A 22471-nucleotide genomic window follows, 5' to 3' on the forward strand; every position below is an offset into this window, starting at 1 on the left:
TCATAAGCGGAAGGAACGGTACAGCATCACGACAGACACCCCGCCATAAACAAAGTGGCTGATCCATGCGGCCCAGAAAGGCGACAAAGCACCATTTTCTCCCATCTTTAAACCAATTCTTTCAAGGATATAATAGCTAAAAACAATCAAGAGGCCAACCCCGAACTTCTGGGAAAGCCCGCCAGAGCGGCTATAGCGGTGGCAAAGTGCTGCACCGATGAGTAGTACAATCAAGTTCATCCAATGCGCAGAACGCTTAAAATGGAGGGCAGTTTCCATGGCACGGGTATCTTCGCCCGAACGACGCAGCACGTTGATTCTGGACAAAACCATTTTGGAATCCATTTCGTCTGGAGTCTGACGTTCGTTGATCAGGTCACCGGGATAGGTAGAAACCTTGCCGCACATCTTTTCTCGGGTAAGCGGGTACACCTTGACGGAGCCATCTTTTAAGAATTCTCGCCGAAAGCCGCGTTCGAACTGCCAGCAACCTGGAGGCGGGTCGATGCTGCTTAGGCGCGCAATCGAATCGAGTGAATCGCGAGGAGGATCTTCGATCCAACGCACCATCTTTGCATCGTAGCGTTCACTCAAGCGACCATTCTCGCGCAAAAGCAAGACGACATCACGGCCAAGCTTCATCTTGCCGGAATAGTTCCTAAAAAACCAGCTCGCCCGTTCGCTATCGATAAAGGTGAAGTCGCGCTTTTCCTTGATGCGCGGGTTCTTCTTTTTCTGGGCATTCGTCTCCATGGTTTCTAGGCGCTTGTGGTTTGCGTCCGGAAGCCAGAGTTCGCTCATTTCGTATGAGCCTATAGATATGATGACTCCAAAGACGAATATGGGAAAAAGCGTCTTGAAAGGAGCCTGTCCCGAGCTCTGCATGGCACTCATCTCAAGGTGCCTGGTCATGTTGCCCACCGAGGCAAGAACCGCGATAAAGAGTGCCACCGGAGAAATCAGATAGAGCATGTAGGGCAGGTAGCTCACATAGTAGTCGACGGCGTCCTTGGTGTCTCGGGCAAGCCAGGTCTTGATGTTTCCCACAAAGTCAATGACCGCGAACATGAGGATCGCGCCGAGCAGCACGATCAGGAACATCTTCAGGAAATTCCACATCAGGTACCTGGTGAACTTCATCCGAGCCTCCGCGTAAAGAACCCGAAGAATTTCTTGAAGAAGCCGCCGATGGCGCGAAGTCCCCTGAAGAACTTCGAATCTCCCGAGAAGCGGTCACGCACCATGGCAATCGTAATGAAGATGCCAAAAGTTCCGATGATAATGTTCGACGCCCACATGGCAAGGTAGGGGCTCACGATGAGCCTATCCGCCATGTTCTCGCCGCCAATCAGACAAATCCAGTAGATAACAAAGAAGGCAAGGCTATAGAGTATGCCTGTTCCGATACCGCCCTTGCGCGCCATGATTCCAAGAGGCGCGCCAATCAAGATGAAGATGAAGCACGCAAACCCAGTGCTGTACTTTTTCTGGATTTCAACCGTATACTGCGCTTCGCGTTTCAGTTCCGCTTCCATACGGCCATAGACGCGCTCGGTCGAACGCAACGCCGAAATTTCCTGGACGCGAACACGCTGCAGAGACCGCCGCCGCTGGACAGAATCCATTGTGGTCTTGCTTTCCAAGTTTTCGGGAACGATCGAGTCGCCCCGAACGATACTCTGCAAATCCACCAGCGTATTGAGCCTTTTTTCGAGAGCCCTCTCACGGGCTTCCGCATACTGCTTGCGGGCCTCTTCAACGACTTCCGTCATCATCTCGATAGGCATCTCACGGTCGCTCCTGTAGCTACGGCTGCGACGTTCCAGACGGTCGTTCACGTTCTTCATCGCAAGATCCTGCGAGAAGAAGCGAATGCGGAAGTAGTTTTCGGGATTGTCCGCATCGGCTATGTGGTTTTCTCCACTGCGCAGCCTAAGCATCAGGGTGGCGCCGTTGTCGGTATATTCCATCGAGGCGCTGTCGGCATACACAATGCGGGGAGGCCCCTTCTTTTCCATCTCGAAAATCTGGATTCCGTACAAAGTTCCCGTGACAGGATCAATGCGGTTTACCCAAAGCTGCACGTCGGGGAACTGCGTAATGAGTCTGCCCGCATCGATGAAAACGTGGGGTTTCTTGCGCGAAACCGCATTCATGAGTTCAACGGAACGGTGGTTTGCCTCGGGAAGCACCCAGTTGTTGAATACCACCATCAAAAGCGATATCAGAAACGCCACCAGAAGCACCGGGCGCATCAGCGAAAGGGGCGAAACGCCAGCCGCCTTGCAGGCGGTAATTTCCTGGTCGCCCGAAAGCCTACCAAAGGCCATGAGGCTTGCGACCAGCACCGCCATCGGAATTGAGAGCGAAAGCATCCACGCCAAGTTCAGCGCAAAAATTTCAAGGACGGTCGAAGCCGGAAGCCCCTTTGAAAGCACATTGTCGAGAATTTTGACGAGAAAGTCCACGACAAACAGAAACGTGATTCCAAAAAGAGCCGCCAAAAAGGGGCCAATGAGCTCTTTCAATACATAGCGGACTAGAATCATTTTTCTGGACTTTCAAAATTTTCTACTTTACGGGGGTAAAATTAGAAAACCGCAGAAAAAAAATGACCCTGTTCAAAAAGATTTCCCTATTCCTTTACCTTTTTGCGTTTGCAACCTTTTTTGCAAGTTGCTCGTCGAGCGGACAGACCAAGATGAAGCACACCGAATGGTGCCGAATCCGCTACGAGAACGCCGAAGAACTATTCAAGAAGGGCAAGTACGGCCGCACCACCGACAAGCTTGAAGAAATCCTTGCCACTTGCGCCGGAACCGGTTATATGGAACAGGCCCAGTTCCTGATGGCTGAAAGCTACTTCAACATGGAAGACTGGATCGAAGCCCGCGGCGAATATGGCAGTTTCATCTTGAACTTCCCCGGATCCCCGTTCATCGAGACGGCCGAGTTCCGCAAGGCCGTATCGTCTTTCAACATGGAATTCCGCGTGAGCCGCGACGAGGCGAACACGACGATCGCCATGAAGGATTTCGAGCGCTACCTGTCGAACTATCCCGAAACGCCGCTGCGCGACTCCGTGAACTACTACTATAACCTTCTGGTGGAGCGCCTGGCAGAAAAGGAATTCCAGACCGCAAGGCTCTACCTGCGCATGGACAAGTACCAGGCCGCCGTGATCTACTTCAAGGAATTCCTGGAGACCTACCCCAACAGCAAGCGCCGCACCGAGGCCCTTTTCATGATTGCCCAGGCCTACAACGAACTTGACCAGTTCGAAACGGCGAAGCTCTACCTGAACATCGCGAAAAACGAAGCGGCCCCCGACGACAAGAAAATTCAGAAGCAGATCGCAAAGACCGAAAAGAAGATCGACAAGGCTGAAATTGCCTTCGCAAAGCGCATGAAGAAGGATTCGCAGAAGAAGCGCTTCTGGAAAGAAGACCGCGAAATGCAGAACTGATGTAGAATGCGGGACATGGAACGTGAAATGAGGAATGAGGAAGTCGCAAACAGGTGAAAGTTCTTTTGCACATTCTCCTTGTGGTGATTTTTGCCGCATCTGCCATGGCCGCCGAAGAGACTTCCAACCGCGACCGTTCTAGGCTATCGATCTTTTTACAGCCTGCAGTTTCTTTCTTGGACTTTCCCGAACGCGAATACTTCCAGAATGCCATCGACACGCTCTACTACAGCTTTAGGCAGGACGCCCTGACCGAAAGCGAATCGCTGAGTGTCGCAAAGCAGGACTTTCAGAAGGTGAACTTCTGCTTTCCGATTTCGGCGGGAATCCAGTACCAGATTTTTCCGGACAACTTCATTAGTGCGGGAATCTCGTTCATCTATGACAACGAATCCGTGGTGCTCACCGACCGCAAGAACCGCACCCACAACTACAGCTACACCATTCAGGGCATGCCCCTGTTCCTAGAATACAGACTCGGCATTCCGAGAAACCTGATGACGCTTTCGGGAGAGAGCCTGTTCAGCGTCGCCGTGCGCTGGTACTGGGTATTGCCAGGAACTGAAATCTACACGACCTGGGGTGGACTCGAAGCAAAAATTCCCGCATGGGGTGCAGGCTTCGGTGTAAGTGTTGGCTACCTGATTGCCAGCTGGCGGAGTTTCAACATCTACGGCGACATCGGTTTCAGCAGCATCAAGGTGAGTTCGAACAGGACCTACGCCCACATTGTTCCCGACGGTCCCGAGAAGAAGGCCCGCTGGAATATCGGCGGACTCACGATGCAAGTGCGCGTGGGCTTTGGGCTCTGGAACGAGCCGGAGCCCGTCGAAGACAAGGACGATGACGACGATGTCCCAGAATCTGATTTAGTTCCGAGAGCGGCTACTGAGGACTCCACGGCCACCAAGACCGTAGTTGAAGAAAATCCTGCTACGGAAACTGACGAAACAAGCGACAGTACATCTGAGAGCCCAAGCGAAGCCACTGAAAATGCAGCCGAAACAGCAGCAAACGAAACGGATACGGTTCCGGCAGCAGAAGAAGCAGAAGCAACTCCAGCCGCAAATGAAGGTGCCGCTGCGGCAACAGGCGACAAGAAAGAGGCGGGCAAAGCCACGGAGGAATAATGAGTCTTATTCCCGGAGAAAGGCTTCACTACGCCGAGACCCATTTCAAGTTCAAGCTCCCCTGGTCGCTCCTGTTTAGGCCGTGGCCGGAAATCCTAGTGGACTTCCCGTTCCAGTTTGTCCCCGGTGTGGAGCCCACGCTATGGATTGTGGTGCGCGATGCACACCGGTTCCCGACGCAAATCCAGAAGCTGGATGTACAGATAAAAGGCGCTGGCCTAGACAACGCCCCCCTTGATGCGACAAAGACCTTCGACCTGCAGATTTGCGCCATGGAACAGTTCTGCTTTTTCCCTGTGAAGCTGGGAGCACTCCCCGCAGGCAAATACGAGATTTTTTGCAACATTACCGCGCAGCGAATCGACAGCGAGAAGAACGCCTTTGGGGACACCAAGGTTTTTAGCCGCTGGAACTACCATGGTCTAAAGTCAAAGCCCATCAAGATTCAAGTTCTCGCCAAGGAGCCACCAAAGGCACCGGGATTTGTCGCAGGCGAGATGCACTGCCACACGCATTATTCCGCCGACCATGTCGAACACGGCGCCTCGCCGACAGTTTTGCAGCAGGCCGCCAAGGCCGTCGGGCTCGACTTCGTGAGCTGTACTGACCACGCCTACGACTTTGCCTACCTGACCGAAGACTACACCAAGGAAGCAGACACTCCACTCACCCGCTTCGACATGCTGCGCGAAGAAATCCGCGAACTGAATCAGGCGCGAAAAGAAGGCGACGAAAGCCTTCCGCTTTTAATCGCCGGCGAAGAAGTCTCTGCCGGCAACTCCAAGGGTGAAAATGTCCACATGACGGCACTCGGTCCCGACGGCTACCTGCCTGGACTCGGCGACTGCGGACGCAACTGGCTCGACAACAAGCCGACGCTTAAGATTCCGAAGCTCTTGCAGATGACATCGGCGCATTGCTTTGCGGCGCACCCGATGCAGCCCATGGGCTACCTGGAGAAATTCATCTTTAGGCGCGGCTACTGGAGCCACAAGGACCTGAACCTAGATGCGGAACACAAGATTCGAGGCATCCAGTTCTGGAATGGAATCCGCGACGAGGGTTTCAAGCTCGGACGCCTGTGGTGGATCGAAGAGCTCGGCAAGGGCAACTACCTGCTGCCTATTGGCGGAAACGACGCCCACGGCGACTTAAACGACACAACATCTGTCGGGCTTCCGCTCATTTCACTGAGGCATAGCCGAGACCACGTTTTCGGAAAGGTCCGCACCGTGGTGCGACTACGCGAATCCGCACTCACCCAAGAAGCCTTGAACGAAGCATTCGCGGGCGACAACTGCTACATCACCGACGGTCCCGCCCTCTGGTGGGAACGCGGAGACAAGGTCGTCACGTTCCACGCGCGAAACACCGAAGACTTTGGCGGAGCGTTTCGCTACATTCGCATTTATGGTCGCCACAGGAGCCGCAGCGGAAAGCTCGCCGCCGAAGAAAGCGTCTGCATGGAAAGCCTCGTGGCAGCCCCCATGAGTAGCGACATCAGTGTCCACATCGACGACTTCGCCTACCTGCGCGCCGAATGCGAAACCGCCGCCGGCCATTTCGCAATGACCTCGGCGGCGGCTTTATAGAAATTCGTAGATTGGCTATTTCACGGACGCCAAAGCGATCGTAACCCACTTCGGCCTGGCCTACAGGAGCGATATCGACTCGCTGGAGCCCATCGCCAAGGCCAGCCCCCACAAAGAAGTCGCCCATCTCACCCAAGCCTACCTTATTTCTGGGCAATTTCAAAGGCGTGCTTGCGGTGGTTGGGTTCATACTGCAGCGTAAAGGGCGTCAACACAGGCATCAATCTGAAGCTTACGGTCTTCGAGACCGCGGGCAGTTTCCATGTGGCCCAGTCGTACCTCGCCGGTAACCCTCATGTAGCGAACGCAGGCAGCTCTACGCGGTAGAAGGTCCAGCACACGTCACCCATCACATCGTTGATGCTAATCGTTGCGCACTGGTCGTTCATCTTAGCAAAGTGGCTCGCTTCGGCAAGCAAGGAGTCCAGGCCCTCGTTCTTGCTGCCAACCGACTTCTTCAATTTTTCAAGTTCGGTCTGGCGCTGGTGGAATATCGCCGGGTCCTGCACAAAGATCGACGCGGACTGCGACATGGACACTTCGGTAGATGCCGGTTCAGTAGGCTTCGCCACGGTTTCAGGTGCAGTGGCAGGTGCAACTTCCGGTGCAACCGAAGCTTGTTCAGAAACCGATTCCTGCGCCACCGATTCAGATTGAGCTTCTGGCTGGGCTAGAGCGATTTCATCGTCAGCCAAGACAGGAACGGCTAGCATTGACAAAAAAGAGCAGAGTCCTTACAATTTTTTTATTCATAGACGGTATTCCACCGTAACGCATATAAATTCATGCGACATTCATCAAAAATTTAACATAATTCGTCAAAGTTTTTTTTACAAAGAAAAAAGACGACTTATGGGGCATCAAGCGGGCGTTTCGACACCGCCTTTTTGTATTTTGTAGAAAAAAAATGAGGAGAACCACATGCCACGCTTCATGTCGCCCCTGCGACCCCGCTACATGCGGATTCCCCCCAAAGCTGCGGACGACACCTCCACCGATGAGGCCGTTTCTCCTAAACAAGTGCAAGCGCCCGCAAACGGCTCAGACAGCGAGACCCGCGAAGAAGAACTCTACCCCGAAACGGTCTGCGTCTCCGAAGGGACCTTCCGCCAGATCCGCGACGACAGCCTGGTGCTACTTTCGCAGGGGATTTCGCACCGCCTGCTCCGCGACACAAACGGCCCCTTCCAGATTTTCATTCTCCCTGAACACGAAGCCCGCGCAAGGCTTCAGCTTGCACTCTTTCGCAAGGAAAACCCACCCAAAGAAGAGAATCCGCCGATTCCATTGAGTTTTAGCCTACAGCCGCTATGGGTGCTGCTTGCCCCAACCGTTTTCACGCTCATTGATTTTACAGACAAAGTAAATCTACATTCCGCAGGCATTTCGGACGCAAGCAAAGTGCTCAAGGGCGAATGGTTCAGGGCACTCACGGCACAAACCCTGCACGGCGACACGCGCCACCTGGCATCGAACCTGTTGTGCGGGTATATCGTGATGAACATGATTACCTTCCGTATTCCCCTGCTAAGACTTGCGCCGTTCATCGCGATTGCGGCCGCAATCGCGAACCTGTGCGTTTCCTTGACAGTGCAAAGCGACTTTAGGTCGCTCGGTTTTTCGTCGTTTGTATTCGCTGCCATCGGCTGCCTTTCGGTAATCGAATTCAGGCTCATGCCTAAGGAAACGCACGGTCTGCTTCGCAGGTTTGCGCCTCTCTGCGGCGCGGCCTCGCTCGCCGTGTTCCTTGGACTCGGCGAGAACGCCGATATACTCGGCCACGCCTACGGATTTGTCGCGGGTCTATTCACCGGGTTCATCCCAAGCAAAAAGGCGCTCCGCTGGGGAACGCCGCTTGCAGCTGCCGACGGAATCGGGCTTCTATTCTATTACGGCCTATACCTGGCCGCATGGAAAATGGCTTTCAATTAGATATTCAGGAACTTCTTTGCCTTGTCAGCGTAGGCCTGGTTATCGCCGTAGACTTCGAGGATGCGTTCGGCAGTCTTCTTCGCCTTGTCGGCAGCACCGAGCTGTTCGTAAACGAGAGTGAGCTTCCACATGGCATCTGCCACCATCGGGACTTCGTCCACCGGTTCGTCTTTCTGGTAGCGGTCTTCCTTGTCGCCCGTGCGCCTTGCAAATTCAGAGATGTACTTTTCCAGGAGACCGGCAGCAGCGGAATAGTCCGCCTTTTCAATCTTCACAGAGGCGAGACCGTGCATGGCGGCCGAACGGACCAGAGCCACGGATTCGGCGTTGTCGAGACTCTTCTGGAAGAACACGGCTGCACCGTCAAAATCGCCGGACTGGTACTTGATGTTGCCCACATAGAGGGCGGCCTTGGCAAGAGCCACGCCTTCGAGCTTGCCGGAATTAATCTTGGATTCGAATTCCACCAGGGCAGAATCCTTCTGGTCGGCATAAAGGTAAGTCATGCCCGGTCCGAGGAGTTCGGCCTGTTCAGCAGCAGACGCCTTGCGGTAGTCGAGATACTGCACCACACCCACCACAATCACCATCACCACCACGAGAGCAGCAACAACCTTGGAGCCGTGTGCAACAAAAAATTCCTTAATTTCAGAATTATTGGTATTCGATTCGTTAGCCATATTTTTGGTCCATGTTAAATTTTGTGACACAATCTTAGAAAAAATTTATTGTGTTGTCAGCAGACCTTGACAAAACAGGGCCCTTTTGCTAATTTTGCGCCTACCATGCCACTCTAGCTCAGCTGGTAGAGCAGCTGATTCGTAATCAGCAGGTCGGCAGTTCAAATCTGCTGGGTGGCTCGAAAAAAATCCCGCTCATTGAGCGGGATTTTTTGATTTTTAGGGTACTTTGTATATCTTGACCATAAAGGTGTAATCGCCACGGTTACCTTCGGTTGCATCGGTAATTGCGAAGGCGTAGAAGCCTTCACCAGTATCAGCATTGTAGGTTGGGGCCTTGGCGACGTAAATTTGGTTGAAGTTCTGAATCATGTTCGTCAGTCGTTCGGCATCAATAGTCTTGAACTTGAAGTCGCTCACGTATGCCGTTGCCGGAGAACGATCCGCATTCATGTCTTCCGGCCAGATATCCACTTCGTAATCGTCGGTGTACGGCGGAAGGTCTCCATTGGTAATTGGGGAAAACAGAAGACCCGAGCCACTTTTTGCAGAAAGTTCCGGATTCGTCACATCACCAGCCTTTTCGAAGATTATGTCTGCCGTTGCAGCACCTGCGACAGGCACTGCGACGCAGTAAGCTAGGTCAACCCCCGGATTCACGTTCGTGGAAAGTTCAACCTGGCAAGATACCATCGGAATTTCTGTAGTCTGAGCGACGGAAGAAGAGGAATGCCCATCACTGCAATATTCGCTCGAATCGCGTTCGAACGATATGATTTCAGTTCTCATGATATCTTTTTTGCCATTGGTAGCCGTCACGGTAACAATAAGGCTGTACATGCCGCATTCCGTGAAGCCCGGATCCAGCAGGTCAATGGACACGTGAGCGGAACTCATGGCGTTCAGATCGATGGTATTCTGAGTTGGTAAAATGACGATGTTAGAGTTGACATTCACATTAGCTCTAGCCATGCTGTTGATGTCAGTGCCCACACCAACCATATAGCTAATACTGGTGAAATAGATATTGAGGGAAGAATCCACGACGGTAGAATCGCCGAGAAGATTCAACATGAATTTTCCCTTGAAGCGAACTTCATCGCCAGCCACTCTAGAGTCAAGCTCCGAGGCCGTGATAGTAAAGCCGCTCTGATCAGGAACAACAATTACCAATTCACTGCTACTGGATTTTTCAAGAGAACTACTAGATTCTGTTTCATCATCCTCTACTGTGCTACTAGACGATTTTTTCGTTTTCTTCGAAGAACTAGACGACTTTTCCTCAGCAGAACTGCTTGAAACTTTCTTAGAAGAACTGCTAGATTCAACCACAGAATCATCCGAAGACGACAAGGCACCAGTCTCATCATCCGTCACAACAGGAGAAGAATCGTCAGAGCATCCAAAAAACATAGACGTTGCTACAAGACTCACTGCAGCAAAGCCACGAATAGATAGACTTTTCATTTTACAATTCCCCACAGGTTAGTTACTTTCACAAAGGTAACTAAAATTATAATAATGCGGAATTACTTTTATACTAGATATGAAAAATCCCGCTCGTTGAGTGGGATTTTTTTCATTTATTTTCTAGCAGCTAATTCCTCTGGAGTTCGAGCGAGAATGTCCCAATCTCCTCTTTTAATGATCTTGTAGGCGTATCCCTGTTCGGTGAGGAACAGCTGACGGTTCATCGCGAATTCCTGTTCCTTGGAATCCTGCGTGACAATGCTGTAGAAGTGGGCCGCACCGCCGTCGCTCTTGGGCCTGAGCACGCGGCCAAGTCGCTGGGCTTCTTCCTGACGGCTACCGAAGGTGCCCGAAATCTGGATGAGCACATTGGCGTCCGGCAAGTCGATAGCGAAGTTACCCACCTTGGAAACCATCAGGTTCTTGAGATCGCCGCTGCGGAAGGCGGCGTAAAGCTTTTCGCGGTCCTTGTTGGGCGTCTTGCCTGTAATCAGCGGAATCTGCAGGTCCTTCGATAGAGCTTCGAGCTGGTCGATGTACTGGCCGATAATGAGCACGCGGTCGTCCGGCTTGTCAAAATACTTGAGCAGGCGCTCCACGACGTCGGTTTTCTCGGGGTTCGTAGATGCAAGCGTAATCTTTTCGCGCACCGGGGCAAGCGCATACTTCATCTTGAGTTCCGCTTCCATCGGAATGCGAATTTCATTACAGTCGGCGGTTGCGATCCAGCCCTGCGCCTCCAGAATACGCCACGGGATGTCGTACTTTTTCGGGCCAATCAAACTGAAGACTTCCGTTTCCTTATGGTCTTCACGGACAAGCGTGGCGGTAAGGCCCAGGCGGCGAGTCGCCTGCATCTCGGTACTCAGGCGGAACACCGGAGCGGGCAGCAAATGGACTTCGTCGTAAATCATAAGCCCCCACTTCTGCTCGCTGAACAGTGGGAAATTCGCCAGTTCCTTTTTGACTTCTTCCTCTGTAAAGTCATCGAGTTCGGTCTCGGGCTTTTCGTTTTCAGCTTTCTTCGCGCGCTTGCGCTGCGTCAAAATCTGATATGTCGCCACTGTCACGGGGCCAATTTCCTTGACTTCGCCGGAGTATTCCTTCACCTGGTCAATCGTCAAGTCCGTCTTGTCGCAGATTTCACGAATCCACTGTCGGGAAGCCGAAATGTTCGGCGTCAAAATCAAAGTCTTAGTTTGTACCAAAGCCATCGTGGCAAGTCCGATCACCGTCTTACCCGAACCGCAAGGCAGCACGATCACGCCCGAACCGCCCTTCTCGGAACCGCTCGCGTAGAACACCTGGGCGGCTTCTTTCTGATAATCGCGGAGTTCGAACTTCTTGCCCGAGAGCGTCGTCTCGCGCAGGTGGATGGGCAGGGGGTCACCGATGGTGTAGCCCGCCAGGTCTTCGACCGGGAACCCAGCATTGGTGAGTGCCATCTTCAGGTGGCCGCGGCGTTCCGGATCCACCTCGGCATGCAGGTCGTCGATGAAGTTCTGTACGAACGGTTCGACTTCCTTGAGCCTGCAGATTTCGGCGAACATGTACGGGTCGTCAGATTCGACTATCAAGCGGTCTCCATCCTTCTTGAGGCGGAGCATGCCGTAGCGGGCCATGTAGTCTTCAATTTCGGTAATTACAGTATCCGGGATGGGAAAGCGGCTCTGGCTCTCGAGACGCTCGATGACTTCCTTGGCGCGTAGCCCAGTGGAAGCAGCATTCCAGAGGCTCAGGTGCGATATCTTGTAGGTGTGCAGGTGCTCGGGGCTCTTGACCAGCTCGGTAAAGGGAGCGATTGCGTCGCGGGCAGCTTCGTAGGTGGGGGCGTCGACCTCCACCATGATTTCCATATTACTCTGAACAATAATGGCGCCATTCGGATTCATAGGCGCCAAATTTAGTAAAAAAGTCGTACAGATTCCAGACCTCGCAATGGAAAGAAAGCCATACACACTGCTGTCGGATGTTTTTCAATTATCCATTTTTCATTTTCGTGTATTTTTATATCTTTATAATGTAAGAGAAGAGGTTTTTTTGAGCCAGTTAAAATTGAACGGAAAGACGGAGACGCTTTGCATCTTCGGTCATCCTGTTGGACACAGCAAGTCGCCCCTGATGCACAATGCGCTTTTTGATGCGCTGGGCATCAATGCGGCATATCTACCCTACGCTCCGGAACCCGAGAACTTCGCCAAGGCTGTCGAAGGATTCAAGGCGTTGAAGTTCCGCGGGGCAAATGTAACCATCCCCTACAAGACCGAATTTTTCGAGACAGACGGTTCTGCACGACTTATCGACGAACTTTCGGACATTTCGAAATTTACCGGCAGCGTGAACACGCTCTACTGGAAAGACGGCATCGTAGGCGGCACCCTTTGCGGCACCACCACAGACCCCTACGGCTGTATCCACAACCTGGAAGAACACGGCGTCGACGTCAGTAAAAAATCCGTCGCGCTCCTCGGCAACGGAGGAGCAGCCAAGGCGATCGCCTACACGCTCGTCGAAAAGCTCTGCAAGCTCACCATCGTATGCCGCACCCGCGAAAAAGGGCAAGTCCTCGCCGACGGGCTCAACAAGGCTTTTGCAGGCAAGGCACCTCAGGTAAAGGTTGCCACCTTCGACGAATTCACGGCGATTTCAAAGGACATCGAAGTTGTTCTGAACGCGACTTCGGTGGGCATGAGCCCAAACGACGACCAGTCGCCGTTACCCGACGAAGCGATTGTTGAAGGCCAGGCGGTCTGCGACATCGTGTACACCCCGCCAAAGACAAAGCTTTTACAGATGGCGCAGGCCAAAGGCTGCAAGACCGTGAATGGTGAAGGCATGCTGGTGCACCAGGGCATCGAAAGCTTCAGAAAGTGGTTCCCCGAAGAAACGAAAAACAAGACGAACGACGAACTCGCACAGATTATGCGCAAAGGAATGCAGGGCTAATATGAACAAGCACATCTTTTTTACCGGATTCATGGCAAGCGGAAAATCCCGCACCGGACGCGCCCTGGCAGAACGGCTGAACCGCCCCTACGTGGATACCGACGCCGTCATCGTCGAACGCGCAGGCAAGACCATCAGCGAAATTTTTGAACAGGACGGCGAAGCCAAGTTCCGCGAAATGGAACGCGAAGTCGTCGCCGAATATGCAAGGAACGAAACGCCGCACATCATTTCGTTGGGCGGTGGCGCACTCACGCAAGCCGAGAACCTGAAGGTCATCCGCGAGAACGGAATCATCATCCGCCTGTGGGCAAAGCCCGAAGTGCTCTCGGAACGCATCGGTCGCAAGAACACGCGTCCGCTGCTTGCAAACCTTAGCGACGAAGAGCGCCTTGAAAAAATCAAGGTGATGCTCAAGGAACGCGAAAAGAATTATGCCCACGCCGACTTCAGCGTAGAAAGTTCCGACGAGTTCACCGAAGACCATGTCATCGAACGCATCCTTTACATTTTGAATTTCTGGAATAGCCACGCCCTGGACGTTTGCCCGAGCAGCGGCGGACGCTACCCCATCTTCATTGGCAAGAACATCATTCCCGAAGCGGGCGTGCTGCTAGAATGCCTGAAGCTTGCGCCGAGCCACGAATTTTTGGTCTGCACCGACACGAACATTGCGAAGGTTCAGAGCAAGATGTTGAACGAGCTGAAAGGCCAAGCCGGCCGCTGCCCCGTGTTCAAGTTCCAGGCCGGCGAAAAGAACAAGACTCTTCACAACCTGAACCAGCTGTTCAGTTTTATGCTCCACCGCGGCTACACCCGCAAGAGCTGCCTGTTGCAGTTCAGCGGCGGAGTCGTCGGTGACATGGCTGGCTTCGGGGCAGCCACCTACCAGCGTGGCATTCCGTTCATCCAGTTCCCGACAACGCTCCTTAGCATGGTTGACAGCTCCGTAGGCGGAAAGGTAGCCGTGAACCACCCCGAAGGCAAGAACATGATCGGGGCGTTCTACCAGCCGCGCGCCGTCGTCTGCGACATGGCCGTGCTTGAAACGCTCCCTGAAACGGAATACCTGGCAGGCCTCGCCGAAATTGTGAAGTACGGCGTGATCTATGACGAGGAATTCTTCCGCTATATGGAAGAGAACGTCGAAAAGATCAAGGCGCACGACCTGGATGTGCTCAAGCATCTGATTTACCGCAGCTGCGCCATCAAGGCGGAAGTCGTCGGCATCGACGAAAAGGAAGCGGGGCTTCGCGCCATCTTGAATTACGGGCACACCTTCGGGCACGCCATCGAAAAGCTGACGCACTACGACATGTTCACGCACGGAATCGCCGTCTCGCTTGGCATGCGCGTGGCCGCCCGCGCGGCAGTTCTCTTGAACAAGATTTCCGCCGAAGAGGAAGCTCGCCAGAACAAGCTCCTGGACGACCTCGGATTCCCGAAGACTTACAACATCGACGTGGAAGGAGCATGGAATGCCATGGCTGTCGACAAGAAGGCCGAAAAGGGAACGCGCGTGTACATCTTGCCGACAAAGATCGGTGCTGTCGAAAAAGTCGTAAACATAGACAAAGCCATTGTAGACAAATCTTGGGATGCTATCAGATAGCAGGAAGCATAAAGGAGTGATGTAATGAGTATTCTTGTAACGGGTGGAACTGGAGGACTGGGCTACCACATTTTGTCGAGCCTTGTAGGAACAACCCATGAACTGTTCAGCTTTAGCGACGAGCAGCCGCAGCCTTGGCAAAAGGTGGACGGAGTCCAGTACCTGAACGGCGACCTGCTGAACAACAAGGACGTGCTGGACATGATCCAGTACGTGCAGCCGACCCACATCTACCATCTGGCCAGCCAGTCTTCGGTGGGACTCAGCTACAAGAAACCCTACGAAACTTTGACCATCAACCTGCTCGGCACGCAGAACCTGCTCGAAGCGGTTCGGCAAAATTGCCCCAAGGCAAAGATTATGCTCTTAAGTTCCAGCGAAATATACGGACGAATGGAACACCAGCTGACCTACCTGCACAAGGAAACGGACAACCCCAATCCGCTCACCCCCTACGCGACATCGAAAGCCTGTATGGAACTTTTGGGCAACCAGTTCAAAAACGCCTACGGTCTCCATGTCGTTTTTGTGCGACCATTCCACTTTACGGGGCCACACCATAGCCGCCGATTTGTAATTCCCTCCATCACCTACCAGCTGGTAAAAATCAAGTATTACGGAGCAGAGCCTGCCATCTATTCCGGAAGCTTAGACATCAGCCGCGACGTGATCGACGTTCGCGACGTGGCCCGTGGCATGATTCAGCTGTTGAACCAGTCGGAACCGGGCGAAGTCTACAACCTCTGCTGCGGAAAGTCCTACACATTCCGCGAACTCACCGAAATGCTCGTCGACATTGCCGGCGTGAGCGTCGACTTCCGCTTCGACCCCGGCTATGAACGCAGCAATGACATTCCGCTTTTGCTCGGCGACCCCTCCAAGGCGATGAACCTGGGCTGGAAGCCGATGATAGGCATCGACGACTGCCTCACGGACCTGTTCAACGAGATGGTGCTCCGTCGCCGCACCGAACTCAAGCTTGGTATGGGGCAGGATTTGAGATTGTAGGAAGTAGACAGTAGGAAGTTGGAGGTGATTTAATGCAGCGAATGAAGAAAAAAAACTTAACAGCTCTCGTTTGGATTTTTGCGTTTTTATTCGGCGCATCGTTTGCTGTTGCGGGCGATGTCGTGGCGCCGCAGGGTTCTGCTCGCAGCGTGTCGGTCGACGACTTCATGCCGCACCAGAACAACGCAAAAGAATTCAACGAGACTTGGAGCTATCAGTTCGTATTCGACAACGGCACCCGAGCCTTCATCAACTACTCCACGCTCTACATCCCGGCCTCGGGCAAGAAGGTCGCCTGCGACATGAGCTTCTGGAACTTCAAGAGCAAGACCTACACCGTGGGCCGCCAGTATCCCCCCGAACGCCTTAAGGCAGACAAGGCGTCTGCGACGATCGACATCAAGGGCGAATACAAGATGGAGCACAAGCCGGGCAAAGATCATCGTGTATACTTTACCGCCGACAAGGGCGGCAAATTCCTGCTCGACGTGACCTTCGAATCGGCCGAAGTCGGGAAAGTTCCCGGCAACGGCGTTTGGAAAATCGGCAAGGAAAGTTTCGGGCAGTACGTGCACATTCCTTACGGCCGCGTAGTGGGCAAAATCGCCTACAATGAAGACACCATTGCCGTGAAGGGATATGCCTATATGGATCAGACCTGGCAAACCGTGCAGGCGACCGACATGGCCGTACGCTCCATCAACTTTAGCACAAGCGCACGCTCCCCGCTATTTGCCGGACGCGTTTCGCTCACCGAAAATGGCGAGCCCTTCGGATACGCACTCTACAAAGACGAATCCGGAATCAAGGTCGCAAGCCCCAAAGCAATCAAGGAAGGCAGCGACAATTACAACGGCAAGAAATTCGCCAAGAGCGACTTGACCTTCGAATGGCAAGATGCAATCGTTCCAGCACTCAAGTTCAACGTCGCCAAGACGCTCCAGAAGGCAAGCCTTTTGGACAAAGTAGACGGATGGATCGCCAAGAAAGCGTTCAAGATTGCAGCCGGCGGCGAAGTTCTATTCTACAGGGGTAGAAGCGACGGAAGCCACGGGAAAAAGATTGACTGGTGCATTACCGGAGTTAAAGACTAATGACTAAGTTTCGCCCATGCATTGACCTGCACGACGGACGTGTAAAACAGATTGTAGGCAGCTCGCTCAACGACAGCGGCACGGGTCTCAAGACGAATTTTGAAACGGACCGCTCCCCCGCCTGGTTCGCAGAACTCTATAAGAAAGACGGCATTACGGGCGGCCATGTGATTATGCTCGGCAAGGGCAATACCGAAGCCGCCAAAGCCGCACTCGCCGCCTACCCCGGCGGACTGCAAGTCGGCGGCGGCATTACCGCCGAGAATGCAAAGGAATATCTGGATGCAGGCGCATCTCATGTAATCGTAACGAGCTGGATTTTCCCCGAAGGCAAGTTGGACCGCGAACGTTTGGAATTGCTCTCTAAAACGGTCGGCAAGGAACACCTGGTTCTTGATTTGAGCTGCAAGCGCGTAAGCGCCCCCGAAGAAGCCCCCCGCTGGAAAATTGCGATTAATCGCTGGCAAACTTTAATTGACATCGAAGTCAACAAGGAAACGCTCGAAGACCTTTCGCGCTACTGCGATGAATTCCTGATTCACGCCGCCGATGTCGAAGGAAAGCAGCAGGGCATGGACGACGAACTGATTATGTTCCTCGCCGAGCACAGTCCCATTCCTTGCACCTACGCCGGCGGCGCCAAGTCGCTTGAAGACTTAAAGCACTGCAAACAAATTTCTAACGGAACGATTGATCTCACCATCGGATCGGCCTTGGACCTGTTCGGTGGCAAAGGAGTGAAATATGCCGACTGCGTCAAATTCAACAAAGCTTAAGGCCACCGACGTTTTAGATACGCGTCCGGCAATCTTTGGACGCACCGTTACGAGCACCTTCAAGAAGATGTTCGGTTTCAAGCACCAGCCCCCCGGAAACCTGCGCACGGGCATGATTCCGCCCATCGTTTTCGGCTCACTCATTCTAAACATCCCCAAGCTCTTAAAGCTCCGCTCTTACCTGAAAAAGGAACGCAAGCAGCACCCCGCCGACGATGTACGCATCCTTTTCTATTCGGACAACCTGGACGAGACAAACGGAATTGCAAACAACTTAAGAAACGTGATTCCCTACATGCGCGCCCACGGCATGCACGCGTTCCTCGCCGGGAACGCTTTCAACACGCGCCCCTGCGGTGTCGTCGAAAACGGCTACTGTATTTTACTCCCGCGCCTATTCAGCATGGAGCAGCTCGGGTATGCGAACAGCGAACTGGCCATTCCGCGCGTGGGACCGGTACTTCGCCTGCTCAAGCGCTACCCCATCGACTTGATTGAATTTGAAACGCCGAGTCCGGGAGCCTGGCTCGTCTGCTTTTGCGCAAAGGTTGCAGGCATCAAGGTCTTCAGCCATTACCGCACCGACGTTCCGACTTACACCCGCACGCTCGTGAAAGCCAAATGGATGTTCCACTTCGTGCTTTGGCTCATGAAGATTTTCTACGGCATGACGAAGCCCGTGATAAGCCCGTGCAAGGACTACGCCGACATTCTCACGTCGCAGTTGAAGGTGCCCGAAAACAAGGTGCAGATACTCCCGCGCGGGCTCCCCTTGGAGAAATTTTCGCCGGAATTGCGCGGCAAGGGCGTCTGGGAAAAGTACAACGGCGCAACCGAAACCGTCCAGAGCGAAAACCGCAAAGTGCGATTCTCGTTTATCGGGCGCATTTCTAAAGAAAAGAATCTGGAATTCTTGAACGGAGTCTGGAAAAAATTCTCTGCCAAGCACGGTGACGTAGAACTCATGTACGTAGGCTACGGCTGGTACCTTGAAGAAATCAAGAAATTCTTTGAAGGCGACAACAGCGTGCACTTTGCAGGCGAACAAGGCGGAGAAACACTCGCAAGCCTTTACGCCGATTCCGACTTCTTCTTGTTCCCGAGCGTTACCGACACATTCGGAAACGTAGTCGTCGAAGCCATGTCTACAGGCACGCCCGCAATCGTGAGCGACTACGGCGGACCGCACGACATCGTGATGGACGAAGCGGCCGGACGCATTTTGCCGATTGACGAAGACGCCTGGCTAAACGCCTTGGAAGATGCCCGCAAACTCTACCTGGAGCAGCCCGAAGCCTACGCCAAGATGCGCGAGACGGCCCACGAACGCAGCCTCAAATACACCATGGAATCTTCCACCAAGGCACAATTCGAATACTTCAGGAAACTGAAGCGCGAAGCGTATGGACTGTAAAAAGCTCCGCAATTGGTTTCGGAAGAATGCGGCTGAGTTACCGTGGCGCTTGAGCGATTTAGACGCCCCCCGCGATCCGTATGCGGTGTGGATTAGCGAGACCATGCTGCAGCAGACGCAGGTGTCTACCGTCCGCGACTACTTTACACGCTGGATGAAGCGTTTTCCCGACATAGAGACACTCGCCGCCACCACAGAAGAAGAAGTCTTTAAATACTGGCAAGGTTTAGGCTATTACAGCCGCGCAAGAAACATCCTAAAGACGGCGAAGATTGTCGCCGAAGGCGCCACACAGAAATTTCCGCAGGCCCGCAAAGAACTCGAGGCGTTGCCTGGAATCGGGGCATACACGGCAGGGGCGATTTTAAGCCTCGCCTTCCACCAGCAAGAAGCGATTCTCGACGGCAACCTGGTACGCATTTTTTCGCGACTCTACGCCATAGGCATTCTTCCCGTCGATTCTAAAGAAGCCGCAGATACCTACTGGGATTACGCACGTGAAGTCGCCGACTCCCCCAAGGCCTACATGCACAACGAAGCCTTGATGGAACTTGGCCGCACCGTTTGCAAGGTGAAAAATCCGGAATGCACAAGCTGCCCTCTACGGGACACCTGCCGAGCGCATCTCGAAAACCGTACCGCCGAATTTCCGCCCAGCAAAAAACATATTCAAAAAGATTGGCACGGAACAGTTCTCATCATCGAAAGCAGCGACCACAAGATCCTGGCGATTCACGGCGGACAAAAATTTTTCAAGAACCAGTTCACGTTGCCGCATTTCGAATCGCCGCGAAGCGCAACTGCGGGCCTACCTGCGCAAGCCGAGAGCTACATCAACACAGACCATGTTGCAGTAGTCGAAAACATCGGCATTTTCAAGCACAACATCACCATACATAAAATCGAATGCGACGTTTTGCATATTAAACTCAGCAGCAAGGCTCCCGTTCGCAACAAACTTGCAAAAACGGCGCATGAAATCCAGTGGATTGAACGTAGCGATGCCACAGAATTTTTCGCGAACAGCTTCTGCTTGAAGGCGCTCGCCCTTCTAAAGCCCTAGAAGGTTTTCTTCGCCGTACAGATGAAACGCAGACGGTCAATGCCGCCGTTCACCGTTTCCTCCACTTCGTCGGCAAGCACATGCATGAGCGTCCCCGTCAAGGTGATTCCATACTTGGGGAACATCTGCGAGAACGACGCGTCCCAAACCCAGTCGCCCTTGACCACCAGCGGATTTGTAGAACGCAGGTTCCACTTCGCGTCGCTACGGTAGCGCAGCGAATGTGACACCTTGAAAGTCCTGTTCAAGAGCCAGTCCCCCGTAAAGCCCGTGTAGAACTCCGCCGGAGTGACCTCGGCATTGTCTACGTTGCCTTCGATATGTTCAAAACCGGCCATCGCCGTAAAGTGGAACATTTCGTGGTACCAGGCATGGAGCCAGAATTCACCGGTCACGCCCTTGATCCATTCGTCGATGCGGTCCACATTGCCATAGCGGGTCTTCAGCCCGAATTCCTTGTCGACCTCATACTCTTCGACGTCAAAAGTCTCGGCACCGTGTTCTGCCCAGAAACTTCCGCGGCCGCCCAGCGCAAAACGTCCCAAGGTATCTTCAAATGCGACATAGCTCTGGATTAGATTCATCTGGCCGTCGGCAGTCAAATCCACCATGCGAGTACCGACGATTTCATACGAATCCGCGAGCGGGTTCAGGCGCGAACCGGAGATATTCTTGACACCCACCGTCACACCCATGTCCTTGGGAGCGGGTACATGGTACTCGACGCTATCCTGCACGAGCCAGTCCCGTTCGTTGATTCCAAAAGTCACATCGGCGGTCAGGCGGCGATGTGGCTGCACGCGCAGTTCCATGAACGGCCACGCCACACGATCTTCTTCCAGTTCCGTATACACATAACCCGAATCGTCGACCGCACGGAACGCCATACCGGCCGCCACCTGGAAGATTCCTTGCCTGCACGACTTGCCGCACTTGTAGTAGACCGAGCCGTTCACCTCCTTGCGGGCACCCGTCTCGTTCTGAAGACGGTTCTGATATTCGACATCTTCGTACGCCACCGTTACAGACAAGTTGCCAATGTCGGTTCGAGCCTCTACGCGCGGTTTGTAATGCGCCGGAATCCAGCGAGATGTTTCCGTATAGAACCAGATGTATTCATCACCCACTAGGACAGATGCGTTGACAAGAGAATTCGTATAGCCAAGGCCACCATAAGCCGAACTGAAGAAGGGCCAGTTCGCGCCGAAGTGTGAAAATTCGTCATCGACCATCTTGGAACGAATCCCGTAGGCACCGCTGCAGAAATGGTCATCCTGGAACATCCGCGCCGTCGCCCAGAAGCCCTTGAAGCTCGGCGTGCGGAATCCCGCTTCTAAAACGGGAGTCCTGTTGGAAGGTCTATTTTCCGGCGTGATAAAGTCCTGGTAAATCAGGTCGCCGAGTTCATTGCCCGTCTTCATCCAGACCGACGGCTCGAAGGGCGTCCACGAAGGAACTCCCGACCAGCGGTTAAACAGAAGGCGGTCGCGCAACTTCGCAGGAGTCCACAACTCGCTCTCGGAATGTAACCCACCCGCACCCAGAACGCGGTCAAACACAAATGTCGGTCCGCCAATCAAGAAAGTGCCATCGGCGCGGGTTTCGTATTCCATCCCTTCCATTTCGGCAGGGACCTGGGCAAAGGACATCGCCACGGCTCCCAACACAAGCCACAACAAGGAACGCATCTTCATCACCACAGACTCCTTTCGATATAGAAGCCCGCGTACAGCATATCGGAGCGTTTTGGCAGGGTCCAGATTTCTTCCCACATGACATTCAGGCCGACGCGATACTTTTCAAGCTTTATAAAATCGACCCTCAGGCGCGCGTACCAGCCGAATTCGGTCTCGTTGTCGGTCAGGGTTCCCCCAGGCTCATTGAAACCGGGCTTTTCCTTTTCTTCGTAATCGGCGCGGGTCCAGTTGCAGGCAAAACCGCCACCGAGAACGACCGGTTCAATCACCTTGAATCGCCAATCCAGACCGACCTTGCCCATGAACTGGTGAACACCGTCGTAAACCACTTCCTTGGGACGCGGCTCAAAGTAGGAGTAATGGAACATCACCACGCCATCGACATTTTCCCAATAGGAATATCGAAAACCAAAACCGCCATAATAGGTATTGTAGACAGCATCGATCAGGTCACCGAACGGGTAGACTTCGCCACCTTCAATCGAAACGGCAGCATGCGAAAACGCCCAGTCCTCGACCTTGGTGGAATCAGCCTGAGCGAGCGATATTGCAACAAGGAATCCCAAGATTATGAAAAATAATTTGTTCATC

20 protein-coding genes and 1 tRNA gene are annotated in these 22471 nt (G+C 53.4%); 12 read left to right on the forward strand and 9 right to left on the reverse strand.

Annotated elements, in window-relative coordinates; translation table 11 throughout:
* Complete coding sequence (locus ACKI61_RS00135) at positions 1-1140, reverse strand: LptF/LptG family permease (protein ID WP_407455803.1); 1140 nt, start codon at positions 1138-1140, stop codon at positions 1-3.
* On the reverse strand, positions 1137-2549 hold the full coding sequence (locus ACKI61_RS00140; protein WP_407455804.1) for an LptF/LptG family permease: 1413 nt from the start codon (positions 2547-2549) through the stop codon (positions 1137-1139). The genes ACKI61_RS00135 and ACKI61_RS00140 overlap by 4 nt, the downstream gene beginning before the upstream one ends.
* Before the next feature lie 62 nt (positions 2550-2611).
* Here ACKI61_RS00140 and ACKI61_RS00145 point away from each other — a divergent pair, with 62 nt between their 5' ends.
* The 3 genes from ACKI61_RS00145 to ACKI61_RS00155 are packed head-to-tail and all read left to right on the forward strand — an operon-like array spanning position 2612 to position 6188.
* Positions 2612-3466, forward strand: a complete 855-nt coding sequence (locus ACKI61_RS00145) for an outer membrane protein assembly factor BamD (RefSeq protein WP_173565880.1) — start codon at positions 2612-2614, stop codon at positions 3464-3466.
* A gap of 53 nt (positions 3467-3519) precedes the next feature.
* Positions 3520-4596: a hypothetical protein gene (locus ACKI61_RS00150; protein WP_407455805.1), complete on the forward strand. Its 1077-nt coding sequence runs from the start codon at positions 3520-3522 to the stop codon at positions 4594-4596.
* Positions 4596-6188, forward strand: coding sequence for a PHP domain-containing protein (locus ACKI61_RS00155; protein WP_407455806.1), 1593 nt, complete (start codon positions 4596-4598; stop codon positions 6186-6188). Before ACKI61_RS00150 ends, ACKI61_RS00155 begins: the two co-directional genes overlap by 1 nt.
* 186 nt (positions 6189-6374) lie before the next feature.
* On the opposite strand, the gene ACKI61_RS00160 is transcribed toward ACKI61_RS00155, so the two are convergent.
* Together ACKI61_RS00160 and ACKI61_RS00165 are read right to left on the reverse strand one after the other, a co-directional pair.
* The gene (locus ACKI61_RS00160) at positions 6375-6527 is read right to left on the reverse strand and encodes a hypothetical protein (protein WP_407455807.1); all 153 of its coding nucleotides are present in this window, start codon (positions 6525-6527) and stop codon (positions 6375-6377) included.
* Positions 6482-6901, reverse strand: coding sequence for a hypothetical protein (locus tag ACKI61_RS00165; RefSeq protein ID WP_407455808.1), 420 nt, complete (start codon positions 6899-6901; stop codon positions 6482-6484). Before ACKI61_RS00165 ends, ACKI61_RS00160 begins: the two co-directional genes overlap by 46 nt.
* 208 nt (positions 6902-7109) lie before the next feature.
* Between ACKI61_RS00165 and ACKI61_RS00170 the strand changes: the two genes are divergently transcribed.
* Positions 7110-8120, forward strand: coding sequence for a rhomboid family intramembrane serine protease (locus tag ACKI61_RS00170; RefSeq protein WP_407455809.1), 1011 nt, complete (start codon positions 7110-7112; stop codon positions 8118-8120).
* On the opposite strand, the gene ACKI61_RS00175 is transcribed toward ACKI61_RS00170, so the two are convergent.
* A complete protein-coding gene (locus ACKI61_RS00175) occupies positions 8117-8800 on the reverse strand; it encodes a tetratricopeptide repeat protein (RefSeq protein WP_407455810.1) in 684 nt (227 codons plus the stop codon). The two genes, ACKI61_RS00170 and ACKI61_RS00175, sit on opposite strands and share 4 nt — an antisense overlap.
* 107 nt (positions 8801-8907) lie before the next feature.
* On the opposite strand from ACKI61_RS00175, the gene ACKI61_RS00180 reads away from it, so the two are divergent.
* Positions 8908-8980: transfer RNA gene (locus tag ACKI61_RS00180), tRNA-Thr, on the forward strand.
* Between the two features lie 39 nt (positions 8981-9019).
* Here the strand turns inward: ACKI61_RS00180 and ACKI61_RS00185 are convergent.
* Both ACKI61_RS00185 and ACKI61_RS00190 read right to left on the reverse strand, forming a co-directional pair.
* Positions 9020-10267: a hypothetical protein gene (locus ACKI61_RS00185; RefSeq protein ID WP_407455811.1), complete on the reverse strand. Its 1248-nt coding sequence runs from the start codon at positions 10265-10267 to the stop codon at positions 9020-9022.
* 116 nt (positions 10268-10383) lie between these two features.
* A complete protein-coding gene (locus ACKI61_RS00190; protein ID WP_407455812.1) occupies positions 10384-12162 on the reverse strand; it encodes a DNA repair helicase XPB in 1779 nt (592 codons plus the stop codon).
* A gap of 148 nt (positions 12163-12310) precedes the next feature.
* Between ACKI61_RS00190 and aroE the strand changes: the two genes are divergently transcribed.
* The 7 genes from aroE to ACKI61_RS00225 are packed head-to-tail and all read left to right on the forward strand — an operon-like array spanning position 12311 to position 20183.
* Positions 12311-13216: a shikimate dehydrogenase gene (gene aroE / locus ACKI61_RS00195; protein ID WP_407455813.1), complete on the forward strand. Its 906-nt coding sequence runs from the start codon at positions 12311-12313 to the stop codon at positions 13214-13216.
* Position 13217: 1 nt separating this feature from the next.
* Positions 13218-14828 (forward strand): 3-dehydroquinate synthase, encoded by a 1611-nt coding sequence (gene aroB / locus ACKI61_RS00200; protein ID WP_407455814.1) that lies wholly within the window; start codon positions 13218-13220, stop codon positions 14826-14828.
* A gap of 24 nt (positions 14829-14852) precedes the next feature.
* Positions 14853-15836, forward strand: a complete 984-nt coding sequence (locus ACKI61_RS00205) for a GDP-mannose 4,6-dehydratase (RefSeq protein ID WP_407455815.1) — start codon at positions 14853-14855, stop codon at positions 15834-15836.
* Between the two features lie 41 nt (positions 15837-15877).
* Positions 15878-16930 carry a hypothetical protein gene (locus tag ACKI61_RS00210; RefSeq protein ID WP_407455816.1) on the forward strand — a complete coding sequence of 351 codons (1053 nt, stop codon included), beginning with the start codon at positions 15878-15880 and terminating at the stop codon, positions 16928-16930.
* Positions 16930-17706: a phosphoribosylformimino-5-aminoimidazole carboxamide ribotide isomerase gene (gene hisA / locus ACKI61_RS00215; protein ID WP_407455817.1), complete on the forward strand. Its 777-nt coding sequence runs from the start codon at positions 16930-16932 to the stop codon at positions 17704-17706. The genes ACKI61_RS00210 and hisA overlap by 1 nt, the downstream gene beginning before the upstream one ends.
* Positions 17675-19120, forward strand: coding sequence for a glycosyltransferase (locus ACKI61_RS00220; RefSeq protein WP_407455818.1), 1446 nt, complete (start codon positions 17675-17677; stop codon positions 19118-19120). Before hisA ends, ACKI61_RS00220 begins: the two co-directional genes overlap by 32 nt.
* Positions 19110-20183, forward strand: coding sequence for an A/G-specific adenine glycosylase (locus ACKI61_RS00225; protein ID WP_407455819.1), 1074 nt, complete (start codon positions 19110-19112; stop codon positions 20181-20183). The genes ACKI61_RS00220 and ACKI61_RS00225 overlap by 11 nt, the downstream gene beginning before the upstream one ends.
* Here ACKI61_RS00225 and ACKI61_RS00230 read toward each other — a convergent pair.
* Both ACKI61_RS00230 and ACKI61_RS00235 read right to left on the reverse strand, forming a co-directional pair.
* On the reverse strand, positions 20180-21877 hold the full coding sequence (locus ACKI61_RS00230; RefSeq protein ID WP_407455847.1) for a hypothetical protein: 1698 nt from the start codon (positions 21875-21877) through the stop codon (positions 20180-20182). The genes ACKI61_RS00225 and ACKI61_RS00230 overlap by 4 nt on opposite strands.
* Complete coding sequence (locus ACKI61_RS00235) at positions 21877-22470, reverse strand: hypothetical protein (RefSeq protein WP_407455820.1); 594 nt, start codon at positions 22468-22470, stop codon at positions 21877-21879. Before ACKI61_RS00235 ends, ACKI61_RS00230 begins: the two co-directional genes overlap by 1 nt.
* Position 22471: the final 1 nt, after the last annotated feature.

It is taken from the genome of Fibrobacter sp. (genome assembly GCF_045601785.1).
Lineage (GTDB): Bacteria > Fibrobacterota > Fibrobacteria > Fibrobacterales > Fibrobacteraceae > Fibrobacter.